This window comes from Nonomuraea sp. NPDC047897 (genome assembly GCF_043204415.1).
Classification (GTDB): domain Bacteria; phylum Actinomycetota; class Actinomycetes; order Streptosporangiales; family Streptosporangiaceae; genus Nonomuraea.
Genome location: NZ_JBIDCC010000031.1, coordinates 19611 through 31610 on the forward strand (window position 1 = coordinate 19611; position 12000 = coordinate 31610).

A 12000-nucleotide genomic window follows, 5' to 3' on the forward strand; every position below is an offset into this window, starting at 1 on the left:
TAAACAGCGCTTCCACGCTCGTCCTCGGCCCGGTCAGCCGCAGCAGACGCGGACGTGGCCGTCACCCGTCTCGGCGGTGATCTTCCTGGGGGAGTCGGGGTCGTGCCGAACGCGCACGTCCACGGCGGTCGCGCTGGTCGTCACGTCGTACGGGGTCCGGTCGTCCGACACGATCACGCTCACCTCGCCGGCGGCGCGGACCACCGCCCGCACGTTCGTCGGCGGCTGCCGGAAGCCCAGCTCCACGTCGCCGGACCCCACCTCCACGTCGGTGCGCCCGCCGCTCAGCTCCATGCCACGGACGTCGCCGGAGTCGCTCCTGACGTGCACGTCGCCGAGGGTCTCGGTCACCCGTACGTCGCCGGAGACCGTGGTGGCGCGAAGCCTGCCCTGTACGCCGCCCACATGCAGGGAACCGCTCACGGTCCCGGCCTCGATGGTCGCCTCCGGCGGCACGAACAGCACGTACCCGACCTCGCAGGTGGGGGTGCCGTGTCGCAGGCCGGGGCAGCCGGCGCCGAGCCGCAGGGTCCGCCCGTCCCACTCCTCGGTCACGGTCGGCCTGCGCTCGCTCCAGCGCAGCCACCGCTCCACGACGATCTCGCCCGCCTCGCCGGCCTCGATGGCGAGGGCGTGCACGCCCGGTCCGGCCTGCAGGTTCAGCACGGCCTGGTCGACGGTGATGGACCTGCGCGAGGTCTCCGTCGGCGGGTCGGCGTCGGCGACGCCGCGGTAGAGGCCCACGGTGGTCAGCGTCAGGGCGAGCGCCGTCGCCACCGTGCCCAGGATGAGCCAGAGTCTCCTCACGGCAGGCTCCTGACCTTGAGGAACCGCAGGACGGCCAGCACCCGCCGGTGATCGCCCTCGGCGGGGGAGAGGTCGAGCTTGGCGAAGATGTTGCCGATGTGCTTGCCCACCGCGCCCTCGCTGAGCACCAGCTCCTGGCCGATGCCCGCGTTGGAGCGGCCCTCCGCCATCAGCTTCAGCACCTCGTGCTCTCGCGGGGTGAGCCGGTCGAGAGGGTCGCTGTGGCCGCGCAGCAGCAACTGGGAGACGACCTCCGGGTCGAGCGCCGTCCCGCCCGCCGCCACCCGCCGCAGCGCGTCGATGAACTCGGCCACGTCGGCCACCCGGTCCTTCAGCAGGTAGCCGACGCCGCCACCGGTCGCGGAGGCGAGCAACTGGGCCGCGTACCGCTCCTCCACGTACTGCGACAGCACCAGCACGGCCATGTCGGGCCGCTGGCGGCGCAGCACCAGCGCCGCCCGCAGGCCCTCGTCGGTGTGGGTGGGCGGCATCCGCACGTCGGTGACGACCAGCTCCGGCCGGTGCTCCTCGGCCGCGCGCAGCAGCCCCTCGGCGTCCGCCGCAGCCGCCACCACCCGCATGCCGGCCGCTTCCAGCAGGCGGACCAGGCCCTCGCGCAGCAGGACCGAGTCCTCGGCGAGCACTACTCGCATGGCAGCTCCACCTCGATCGTGGTCGGGCCGCCGAACGGGCTGCTCAGCCGCAGCGTGCCGTCCACCGCGCCGATCCGCTGCGCGAGGCCGCGCAGCCCGGTGCCTCCGTCGAGGTCGGCGCCGCCGCGGCCGTCGTCGTGGACGCACACGTGCAGCCGGTCGCGCTCGCGCGTCACGCTCACCTCGGCCTTCGTGGCCGCCGCGTGCTTGGCGATGTTGGTCAGGGTCTCGGACACGATGAAGAAGGCCACCGCCTCGATGGTCGGGGAGGGGCGCCGGTCGAGGTCGACGCGGAGCCGTACGGGGAAGGGGGCGCGGGCGGCGACGCCGGACAGCGCCGCGTCGAGGCCCTGGTCGTTGAGCACGGCCGGGTGCAGGCCGCGGACGAAGTCACGCAGCTCCTTGAGCGCCTGCTTGGCCTCCTCGTGCGCCTGCTCGATGGCGGCGCGGGCGGGCTCGGGCAGGTCGGTGAGCGTGGCGCGGGCCATGCCGAGGTTCATCGCCAGCGACACCAGCCGCTGCTGGGCCCCGTCGTGCAGGTCGCGCTCGATGCGGCGGCGCTCGGCGTCGGCGGCGTCGATGACGCCGGCGCGGCTCTCGGTCAGCGTCTCGATGCGCCGGTCCAGCTCGTGGCGGCTCGGGCCGAGCAGCACGCGGGCGACCGCCAGGTCCAGGCTCGCCGTGGCCCGCGCCAGGATCGGGGCGAGCACCAGCAGCGCCGCGCCGACGGCGACGTACGCGCCGGCCACGACGGGGTTGCGCAGGTCGAGGGGGAACTCCATCGGCGGCGGCTGCAGATGCGGTTGCAGGAACGCGGTCAGACCCACCAGGGCGCCGGACCAGGCCAGCGCGACCGGGAGCGCGCACGCCACGCTCACCAGCGGCGAGAGCAGGTGGTAGCCGGCCTGCCGCCAGGTCGCCGCCTGGCGCCAGGTGGCGGGCGCCGTCGTCGGCGGGATGCGCGCGTCGAGGAAGGCGGCGAACCGCGACCGCTGGACCCCCGTCAGGGCGGGCATGCCACGGCGCAGCAGCGGCGGCGCCACGACCATCACCAGCGTCAGCACGAACAGCACCGCCGCAACCAGGACCCCGGTCATCACGTGCGCCGTGTCGAGCCAGGCCCGTGCCGACCACGGGCGGGGGACTCTCATGACCACCACGGTAATGACGGCGGGGGAGCGCGCGACATGGGTCTGCTGTGCGTGTGCGGGGTGGGGCCAGCCCCACCTTCACGGCCGGACGCTACAGGGGCGGCACCGACCAGCCCTTCTCGCGGAACAGCGGGGCGTGCTCGGGGTTGACGAACAGCCGGTCCTCGGGGGCCGGGACGCGGAAGTAGGTCTGCGGGTGCAGCAGCTCCCTGGCGTCGTCCGACAGGTCGAGGACGTAGCGGTCGGGGGCCCGGCGCTGCGCCAGGAAGCGCAGCTCGAACGGCAGGACCGCCAGCGGGGCCCCGTGCTCCCACAGGCCCAGCCCGCTCGCCCGGGCCGCGCGGACGGCCTCCCTGGCGCGGCCGAGCGCGCCCGCCTCCCCGACCGCCCGGCCGGCGCCGGGCGGCGGCACCGCGTCGGCCACCCGCCCCTCCTGACGGACGAACGGGTCGACGTTGGGCCAGATGAAGTACGGCACCACGTGGCCGGCGGCGAGCAGGCGCTCGTTGTAGGGGTCGGGGCGGGGCCTGTCGCGCTGCTCACGGTTGACGTAGCAGAGCAGCCGCCCGTACCGGTCGAGGATCTCGTGCGCGAAGGCCAGCCGGAGCTTGAACGAGGCTTCGGTGTGGCCCTGCTCGGCGAGGTCGCCGGCGATCATGTCCTTGAGCGCCCGGGTGGCGGGGGCGGCGTGGCGGGCGTGGTTGGCCGCGGCGTCCGGCCCGAGCCGGGCCAGCAGGTCGCGGTGCAGGGCGCTGCGCAGGGCGAGCGGCGGGAAGCCCTCGGCGAACGGGTCGGTGAGGAACGTCGTCCACGCGGGGTGCTCGATGGCGACGAAGCCGCGCGGGAAGTCGGGGAGAGCGGGGTTGCGGGGCAGCTCGAAGCTGACCTCGGGAGCGTCGACGCCGAGCAGGCGCACGCCGAAGTTGCCGTCGGCGGCGATGTTGATCGTGTCGCCGTCGTGCACGATCCTGTCCACCGGTTGGGCCACGCCGTTGCGGCGGGCCAGCAGGCCATGGCCGACCGTGATGCCGGGGACGGGTTGTTCGATCGCCTTTGCCATCAGAGCCTCCCGAGGGGACCGGCGGCTTCGGCCGCCGGGGGAATCGGGAGCGGGAGGGCCGTCAAGGCCCGAGCGTGCCCTGACCTGTCAGGTCTGCGCATCACGGGTCTCCTTCCGGGTTTTGTCGGTGCCTGCCGGTACCGTGGTCGCGTCGTTACCGAGCGTGGGAGGCGGGTGTGCGCAGGTCGTTCAAGTTCCTGCTGCGCCCCACCAGCAGGCAGGCCGCCGCGCTCGCCGCTTGCCTGGAGGATCACCGAATCCTGTACAACGCCGCTCTGGAGCACCGGCGCACCGCCTACGCCAAGGCGGGTGTCACGGTCCGGTACGGCGATCAGTCGGCGGAGCTGAAGCACATCCGCGCCGACGATGGGGAGGGTCAGGGCCGGTGGTCGTTCTCTTCCCAGCAGGCCACGCTGCGACGGCTGGACAGGGCGTTCCGGGCGTTCTTCGACCGGGTCAAGGCCGGGCGCACGCCTGGGTTCCCGCGTTTCAAGGGGCGGGGCTGGTTCGACACGGTGGAATGGCCCAGGGACGGTGACGGCTGCCGGTGGGACTCCCAACCCGAGCATCCGGCCGCCACGTTCGTGCGCCTTCAGGGCGTCGGCCACGTCCGGGTGCACCAGCACCGGGCCGTGAAGGGCCGGGTGAAGACGATCGCCGTCAAGCGTGAAGGGCGCCGCTGGTACGTGGTGCTGTCGTGTGACGAGGTGCCCGCGCAGCTCCTGCCCGCCACGGGTGTGGTCGCGGGGGTCGACCTGGGTGTCGCCTCGCTGGTCACGACCAGCGACGGTCACCACATCGACAATCAGCGGCACCTGGCCGCCTGCGCCGGCCGTCTGGCATCGGCCCAGCGAGCTCTCGCCCGCCACAAGCGCGGGTCCAAGCGTCGGCGTAAGGCCGTGGCCCGGGTGGCGGCGTTGCACGCCAAGGTGCGGCGGCAGCGGGTGGACGGCGCGCACAAGGCCGCGTTGGCTCTGGTCGGCGGCTATGACGTGATCGTGCACGAGGACCTGCGGATCGCGAACATGACGCGCTCGGCGTCCGGCACGATCGACGCCCCCGGCCGCAACGTCGCCGCCAAGGCCGGGCTCAACCGTTCGATCTTGGACGCGGGTTGGGGGGTGTTTCTGACGATCCTCGCGCACAAGGCTGAAAGCGCCGGTCGAGAGTTGATCGCAGTCGATCCCCGCAACACCTCCCGCACCTGCGCCCGCTGCGGGCACGTGGCGAAGGACAACCGCCTCACCCAGGCCGCGTTCGTCTGTACGGCGTGCGGGCACACCGCGCACGCCGACGTGAACGCGGCGACCAACATCCTGAGGGCAGGGCTTGCCCTTCGCGACGCTGCGGAAGCGGCTTAGCGAGAAGCCGCTCCCTTCAGGGAGCGGAGGAGTCACGTGTGCATCATCACTCCGATTGCGCGCCACGTCCCGTGGATCCGAACCAAACGGCGGTATGCGGCATCTCATCTGTTGTCGTTCGTACGGGAGGTTTCGATGATGCGGATGGGTGTGGCCGCGCCGGCCCTGCCGCGCACCGGCTGCTGAGTCTGACCGGGGCGCCCGTGCGGGGACGGGCGCGCCGTACGAGGGCGGGCGCGTCCGCCGGGGATGGGCGCGCCTTCGGGGTGGACGTGCCCGCGGGGGTGGGCACGTCCACGTGACGGGCGCGCGGCTGTGCGCGGGGGCCGCAGCCGCGCGCCCGCCGGGGCCGGTCACGCCGTCAGCTTGAAGCTCCGCCTGAACGTGGCAAGGTCCAGCGAACCGCCGAGCGTGGCACCCAGCCCTCGGCGGGCGGCGCCGGCGAACTCCTCGGCGTCGAGCGCCCCCGCGCCCTCCGGCAGCACCCCCGCCAGCGGGCGCGCGGCGAGCATCTCCAGGTCGGCCACGTTGCTCCGCTCGGCCAGGCCCGGCTCGGCCGGCCAGGACCCGATCACCAGGCCGGCCAGGGACAGCCCGCGGTGGGCCAGCGCCTCCAGCGTGAGCGCGGTGTGGTTGAGCGTGCCCAGCCCGGCCCGGGCGACCACGAGGACGGGCGCGTCGAGCAGCCGCGCCAGGTCGGCCAGCGTGCCGCCGTCCTCGTCGAAACGCACCAGCAGCCCGCCCGCGCCTTCGACCAGCACGAGCCGGTGGGTCTCGGCCAGCTCGGCGATCCGCTCGGCGGCCGCGGTCAGTGACACGGGCGGCAGCCCGGCCGCCCGCGCCGCTGCCGCCGGGGACAACGGCGCGGGGTAGCGGGCCAGCTCGAACGTCGTCGCCACCCCGGCCAGCCGGATGACCTCGTCCAGGTCTCCGGGCTCGCCCGGGGCCACCCCGGTCTGGGCGGGCTTCACCACGGCCACCCCGGAACCGCGCTGCCTGGCCAGGGCCGCGACGGCGGCGGTCGCGACGGTCTTGCCGACGCCGGTGTCGGTGCCGGTGACGATGAGTACGCTCATCCGGCCAGCCTAGGACGGCGCGGCCGGGCCAGCCGCCCGTCGTCCGCTGCCCGTCGCCCGTTGCCCGTCGCCCGCCGCGCCCGAGGCGCTCAGGGGCGGCGCAGGCGCGTGACGAACTTGTAGCGGTCGCCGCGGTAGAGGGACTGGGCCCACTCGACCGGGTTGCCGTCGGCGTCGAAGGCGTGGCGGGTGAGCAGCAGCATCGGCAGGCCCACGTCCACGCCCAGCGCCTTGGCGTCGTACGGGGTCGCCAGCACCGTCTCGATGATCTCCTCGGCGTCCGTGAGCCGCACGTTGTAGGCGTTGTGCAGCGTCTCGTACAGCGACGAGTGCACCTCCAGCTCGCGGCGCAGCCGGGGGAAGCGGCGGGCCGACAGGTGGGTGGTGTCGATCGAGACGGGCTCGCCGTTGGCCAGCCTGAGCCGGTGGATGCGCAGGACCCGGCCGCCGGGGTTGATCGCCAGGCGGCGGGCCAGCGCCTCGTCGGCCGTGATGTAGCCGATCTCCAGGATCTTCGTGTCGGGTTCGAGGCCGGCGGTGCGCAGGTCGCCGATGTAGGAGGTGAGCTGCAGCACCTGGGCGACCTTCGGCTGGGCGACGAACGTGCCCTTGCCCTGGATGCGCAGCAGCCGTCCCTCCACGACCAGCTCGGTGAGCGCCTGCCGGACGGTGGTGCGGGAGGTCTCGAACCGTACGGCGAGTGCCCGCTCGGGGGGCAGCGCGGAGCCGGCGGGCAGGCTCTTGGTGAGCTCCAGCAGGCTCCGCTTCACGTCGTAGTACTTCGGTACGCGGGGACCGTCGTCGGTCACGCTCTCACCTTCACTTCTGCCACGGCGGTGAGGGCGTGTCTGATCACCGCGAGATCATCGGAACTCAGATTGGCCCGAGCGGTCAACCGCAGGCAAGACCGGCCTTCCGGCACCGAGGGCGGGCGGAAGCAACCCACGCGTACCCCCAGGTCCGCACAGGTGGCGGCGGCGGCCAGCGCGGTCTCGGGCGGGCCGAGCACCACGGGCACGACCGCGCCCGCCGGCTCGCTCGTCTCCAGGCCGAGCGCGCGGGCCGTGGCGGCCAGCTCGCCGGCTCGCAGACGCGCGCGTCCAGGCAGCTCAGGCTGATGCTGAAGGATATCCACAGCGGCGGACGCGGCGGCAACCGAGGCGGGTGCCAGGCCGGTGTCGAAGATGAACGATCTGCCCGTGTCGATCAACGTGTCGATCACCTCCGGTTCCCCCAGCACCGCTCCGCCCTGGGATCCGAGGGATTTGGACAGTGTGACGGTTCTCACAATGTGAGATGCCCCGAAAAGTTCGGTTGACTGCACGAGGCCGCGCCCTTCTTCGCCGACGACGCCGAGGGAGTGGGCCTCGTCCACCACGAGGAGGGCTCCGTGCCGGGCGGTGACCTCCGCCAGCTCGGCGACGGGCGCGAGGTCGCCGTCGACGGAGAACAGGGCGTCCGTGACCACCACGGCGCGCTCCTCGGCGCGGCCCGCCAGCGCCTTCTCCACGGCCGCGACGTCCTTGCGCGGCGTCACGACGACCCGCGCCCGCGCCAGGCGGCACCCGTCGACGATCGAGGCGTGGTTGCCCGCGTCGGACACCACCAGCCCGCCCCGCCCGAGGGCCGTCACGGCCGCCAGGTTGGCCAGGTAGCCGGAGGAGAACACCAGCGCGCCGGGAGCCGCGCAGAAGGCCGCCAGCTTCGCCTCCAGCTCCTCGTGCAGCCGCGTGGACCCGGTGACCAGCCGGGACCCGGTCGACCCGGTGCCCCACACGCGGACCGCCTCGACGGCGGCCTCGATCAGCCGGGGGTCCCGGCTGAGCCCCAGGTAGTCGTTCGAGGCCAGGTCGAGCATGCCGTCGTCGTCCGGCGTGCGCGGGCGGAGCGTGCGCCGCAGGCCGGCGGCCTGCCGTCCGGCGGTGGCCTCGCGAAGTCCTGCCAGGGGATTCATGAGCGCATTCAATCAGGGGGCCGGTTTGGCCGTTGAGGGGAGAACCACGCATGATGCACTCGTGCCCACACTCAGCGACCTCGTCGTCCGCCACACCTCACTCGACGCGGCGGACCTCGACTGGCTGCACTCGCTGGTCTCCGACTGGCAGTTGCTCGCCGACCTGTCGTTCGCCGACCTCGTCCTGTGGGCGCCGCTGCTGCCGCCGTCGAAGGAACCGGCCGGCGGCTGCGGCATGGACCACGGCAGCGGGTGGATCGCCATCGCGCAGATGCGGCCCACCACCGGGCCCACCGTCTACCACGACGACGTCGTCGGCACGGTCGTCGCGCCGGGCGAGCGCCACCTCATCGACACCGCCTGGAACGAGCGGCGCATCTGCCGCGAGGGCGATCCCGACTGGTCCACCGGCGTGCCCGTGCGCGAGGAGACCATCCCGGTCCGGCGCGCACTGCCGGGCGGCGAGGGCCGCTTCCTCGCGGTCATCCAGCGCTCCACCAACCTGTCGTCCGCCCGCACCCCGTCCCGCCTGGAACTGACCTACCTGCAGAGCGCCTCCGACCTGGCGCAGATGGTCGCCGAGGGCCGCTTCCCGTTCTCCGGCGAGGAGCCCATCCTGGTCCGCTCGCCGCGCGTGGGCGACGGCCTGCTGCGCCTCGACAGGGCCGGCCGGGTGACGTACGCCTCGCCGAACGCGCTGTCGGCCTACCGGCGCCTCGGGCTGCACGCCGACCTGGTGGGCGCCGAGCTGGGCCGCGTCACGGCGCAGCTGTGCTACTCGGACGAGCCGATCAACGAGGACCTCATGATCGTGGCCAGCGGGCGCGCGGCCAAGGAGACCGAGGTGGAGTCCGGCGGCACGATCGTCCAGCTCCGCGCCATCCCGCTGATCGTCGGCGGCGGGCGCATCGGCGCGCTGGTGCTCATCCGCGACGTGACCGAGCTGCGCCGGCGCGAGCGCGAGCTGATGACCAAGGACGCGACGATCCGTGAGATCCACCACCGTGTCAAGAACAACCTGCAGACCGTGGCCGCGCTGCTCAGGCTCCAGGCGCGGCGGCTGCGTGTGCCGGAGGGGCGGGAGGCGCTGGAGGAGGCCGTCCGCCGGGTCGGCTCGATCGCGATCGTGCACGAGACGCTGTCCCACGCGCCCGAGGAGTTCGTCGACTTCGACGACATCGCCGACCGGGTGATCGCGATGGCCGGCGAGGTGTCGTCGGCGGAGGCGGCGGTCACGCCGCGGCGGGTCGGCGCGTTCGGGGTGCTGCCGTCGCTGATCGCCACGCCGTTGGCGATGGCGCTCACGGAGCTGCTGCAGAACGCCCTGCAGCACGGCCATCCGAAGCGGCTGCAGGTCGTGGTCCGGCCGGAGGCCGACCGGCTCAACGTGCTCGTCTGGGACGACGGCCAGGGGGTGCCGGACGACTTCGACCTCGACAGCACGACGAGCCTGGGCCTGCAGATCGTCCGCACGCTGGTGGTGGGAGAGCTGTCGGGCAGGCTCGCCATCGAGCGGCGCGAGGGCGGCGGCACGGAGGTCACGCTGTCGATCCCGCTGCCGGCCTCATGAGGGCCGCTCGGCCGCCACGTGGGGCCGGCGGCCGGTCGGGGTCGGGCCGGTGGGGTCGGGCCGGTTGTGGTGAGGCGGGCGGGTCGAGGTCCGGCAGGCCGGGTCAGGCAGGCTTGGGTCCGGCAGGCTTGGGTCAGGCGGAGGCGCGGGCGCGGGCGCGGGCCGTGCGGCGCTTGAGCGCGCGGCGCTCGTCCTCGCTCAGACCGCCCCAGACGCCGGCGTCCTGGCCGGACTCCAGGGCCCACTTCAGGCAGGCGTCGACGGCCGGACACGACCGGCACACCTGCTTGGCCTCCTCGATCTGCATGAGGGCGGGGCCGGTGTTGCCGATCGGGAAGAACAGCTCGGGGTCCACGTCACGGCAGGCGGCTACGTGGCGCCAGTCCATGCGTCACTCCTTAGTAGATGGAGCCTGGGTGCTCCGTGCGGCCACTACTTTGTGAAGAGTTTCACTAACGCGCGCGAACAGTGACCCGGTCGCTGGTGGTGGACCGGGCTTGCTCGCCCGACGGGCGGAACGACCTCGGCTTATGGTCAAAGGTCCTACGTTCCGACGTCAGTCTTGAGCCTGTCAGCCACGCTGAGTGCACGCAAGGGGTCAGGCCGAAGTTTTGGCCGTAATAGATGTCGTATGCGTCACACAATGACCGAATGTAATGAGCTAGACCAGTACTTGTAACGCGTCCGGGATAGACCGGAACGTTACGGACTCCCGCTCTCCCAGGTAGTCACCGTCCAGCTCGAAGGCCACCGGACGGCTCGCGGTGAGGGTGAACTCCTGCTCGTCGTGGAGCTGGACCAGGTGCCTGCCCGACGGAAGGGCCTCACTCTCCGTGAGGATGTGCCTGATCACCGGCAGCAGTGCGAGCGGGCCCATCCGCTGGAGCCCGAGCAGGTCGAGCCCGGTGTCGAAGCTCGCCCACGGGGTGGGCCGGACCGGTCGCGTGCCCACGTACGTCCACGGCGAGGTGTTCGTGATGATCGCCATGAAGACGCCCTCGGCCTTGGGGATGCCCCTGCCGGTGAGCGTCATGGCGGGGTGCCGCTTGTCGGTCAGCAGGTAGTGGCGCAGCGCGGTGTTGACGTAGCGGGACGGCGTCGCCCTGCGTCCCGCGCCGCGAAGCCCCTCCACGGCGCGGATGACCTCGGCGTCATATCCCATGCCCGCGCAGAAGGTGAAATAGCGGCTTTCGCCGCTCCAGAGGGCCTGGCCGAGCCCCACGGTCCTGCGTCGCCCCTCCCGTAGCGCCTCGAGCACCGCGCCGGTGGCCTCCACCGGGTCGTTCGGCAGCCCCAGGCCGCGAGCGAAGACGTTCGCGCTGCCGCCGGGGATGACGATCAGCGAGGGCCGTCCGGCGGCCGTCGCGGGGACCGGTGGCAGGTCGGCCGCCGCCGGTGCGGTGGGACCGCCGTTGACGGGGTTGAGCAGGCCGTTCACCGTCTCGTTGATCGTGCCGTCGCCGCCCAGCACGGCCACCACGTCATAGCCCTTGGCCCGCGCGGTGGCGGCCAGCGTGGCCGCGTGGCCGCGGTAGCCGGTCTCCTCGACGGTCAGCTCCACGGCCGCGCCGAGCGCGCGGATCAGCACGTCCCGCGTACGGGAGTTCGTGGTCGTCGCCTTGGGGTTGACCAGGAGCATCGCGCGCATGGGGCCAGCGTATCCGTGATCGTTGTCTATCTTGTCGCCAGATTTCCGATTTTGCGGACCCAGGGGGATGTCTGGCGGGCCGGAAGAACCACGGTGTCCCCGCGGCACGGGGACACCGGCGGCGCCGTACGGTGCGGATCAGCAGTACTTCGCCTTGCGGACGCTGCCGAAGATCGTGGGAGCGGTGATCCGGGCGGTGTCGCCCTTCGCGATCGTCCGGCACAGCGGGTCCGGGCCGTTGTTGATGTCGAGGGTCACGAGCCTCGTCGCGCCGCAGTTGAGGACGTTCGCCCACGCCTTGCCGCCGCTCTCGCCCTTGGCCGTGATGTGCAGGCCGCTCTTGCCCGTGCAGGGGGCGAGGGCGGCCTGCGCCGAGGCGGCGGTGCCCGCGGCGCCCAGTCCGGCGGTGGCGAGGGCCGTGACGAGGAACAGGCTCGCCGTGCGCTTCTTGACCGACATCTGTCTCCTTCTTCCGATCTCCGGCGCCGGAGGCCGTCACAGTCGCGCATGGCGGCCCGGCCGGTGCGTGAGGGGGTTCGAGCCGCCGTTTCCCGCGGGCGGCGAACGCCGGACGAGGGCGGGCGCTCGGCGCCGCGCCGGATCTGCCGACGATCTAGGTTGTCACGCTAGCCCCGTTTTCCGCACGTTGGGTTGATTGAAGATCTCCGGGTTGCTGTGCTGATCCGCTGCGCGGTATGACGTGGCTGGTGAGACAGCGTG

The 12000-nt window shown here is 72.9% G+C and carries 12 protein-coding genes; 2 read left to right on the plus strand and 10 right to left on the minus strand.

The window, feature by feature from the left end; genetic code table 11:
• Positions 1-33: 33 nt before the first annotated feature.
• From ACGF0J_RS37815 to ACGF0J_RS37830, 4 genes are all read right to left on the minus strand, one after another.
• A complete protein-coding gene (locus ACGF0J_RS37815; protein ID WP_393154091.1) occupies positions 34-807 on the minus strand; it encodes a DUF4097 family beta strand repeat-containing protein in 774 nt (257 codons plus the stop codon).
• Positions 804-1460, minus strand: coding sequence for a response regulator (locus tag ACGF0J_RS37820; protein WP_393154093.1), 657 nt, complete (start codon positions 1458-1460; stop codon positions 804-806). The genes ACGF0J_RS37815 and ACGF0J_RS37820 overlap by 4 nt, the downstream gene beginning before the upstream one ends.
• Positions 1451-2611 carry a histidine kinase gene (locus ACGF0J_RS37825; protein WP_393154095.1) on the minus strand — a complete coding sequence of 387 codons (1161 nt, stop codon included), beginning with the start codon at positions 2609-2611 and terminating at the stop codon, positions 1451-1453. The genes ACGF0J_RS37820 and ACGF0J_RS37825 overlap by 10 nt, the downstream gene beginning before the upstream one ends.
• Positions 2612-2702: 91 nt before the next feature.
• The gene (locus ACGF0J_RS37830; RefSeq protein ID WP_393154097.1) at positions 2703-3671 is read right to left on the minus strand and encodes a thermonuclease family protein; all 969 of its coding nucleotides are present in this window, start codon (positions 3669-3671) and stop codon (positions 2703-2705) included.
• Positions 3672-3847: 176 nt separating this feature from the next.
• On the opposite strand from ACGF0J_RS37830, the gene ACGF0J_RS37835 reads away from it, so the two are divergent.
• A complete protein-coding gene (locus ACGF0J_RS37835; protein WP_393154099.1) occupies positions 3848-5032 on the plus strand; it encodes an RNA-guided endonuclease InsQ/TnpB family protein in 1185 nt (394 codons plus the stop codon).
• A 353-nt stretch (positions 5033-5385) separates the two neighbouring features.
• Here ACGF0J_RS37835 and bioD read toward each other — a convergent pair whose 3' ends face one another.
• The 3 genes from bioD to ACGF0J_RS37850 all read right to left on the minus strand — a co-directional run bounded on the left by bioD (position 5386) and on the right by ACGF0J_RS37850 (position 8062).
• Positions 5386-6108: a dethiobiotin synthase gene (bioD, locus tag ACGF0J_RS37840; RefSeq protein WP_393154101.1), complete on the minus strand. Its 723-nt coding sequence runs from the start codon at positions 6106-6108 to the stop codon at positions 5386-5388.
• An 89-nt stretch (positions 6109-6197) separates the two neighbouring features.
• On the minus strand, positions 6198-6917 hold the full coding sequence (locus tag ACGF0J_RS37845) for a GntR family transcriptional regulator (protein ID WP_185089457.1): 720 nt from the start codon (positions 6915-6917) through the stop codon (positions 6198-6200).
• The gene (locus ACGF0J_RS37850) at positions 6914-8062 is read right to left on the minus strand and encodes an 8-amino-7-oxononanoate synthase (RefSeq protein ID WP_393154102.1); all 1149 of its coding nucleotides are present in this window, start codon (positions 8060-8062) and stop codon (positions 6914-6916) included. Before ACGF0J_RS37850 ends, ACGF0J_RS37845 begins: the two co-directional genes overlap by 4 nt.
• A 61-nt stretch (positions 8063-8123) precedes the next feature.
• Between ACGF0J_RS37850 and ACGF0J_RS37855 the strand changes: the two genes are divergently transcribed.
• On the plus strand, positions 8124-9632 hold the full coding sequence (locus ACGF0J_RS37855) for a histidine kinase N-terminal domain-containing protein (RefSeq protein WP_393154104.1): 1509 nt from the start codon (positions 8124-8126) through the stop codon (positions 9630-9632).
• Positions 9633-9765: 133 nt separating this feature from the next.
• Here the strand turns inward: ACGF0J_RS37855 and ACGF0J_RS37860 are convergent, their stop codons facing one another.
• The 3 genes from ACGF0J_RS37860 to ACGF0J_RS37870 form a co-directional block, all read right to left on the minus strand.
• Positions 9766-10020 carry a WhiB family transcriptional regulator gene (locus ACGF0J_RS37860; RefSeq protein WP_101787762.1) on the minus strand — a complete coding sequence of 85 codons (255 nt, stop codon included), beginning with the start codon at positions 10018-10020 and terminating at the stop codon, positions 9766-9768.
• Between the two features lie 273 nt (positions 10021-10293).
• Positions 10294-11280: a diacylglycerol/lipid kinase family protein gene (locus ACGF0J_RS37865; protein ID WP_393154106.1), complete on the minus strand. Its 987-nt coding sequence runs from the start codon at positions 11278-11280 to the stop codon at positions 10294-10296.
• A gap of 138 nt (positions 11281-11418) precedes the next feature.
• Positions 11419-11739 carry a hypothetical protein gene (locus ACGF0J_RS37870; RefSeq protein ID WP_393154108.1) on the minus strand — a complete coding sequence of 107 codons (321 nt, stop codon included), beginning with the start codon at positions 11737-11739 and terminating at the stop codon, positions 11419-11421.
• Between the last annotated feature and the right edge of the window lie 261 nt (positions 11740-12000).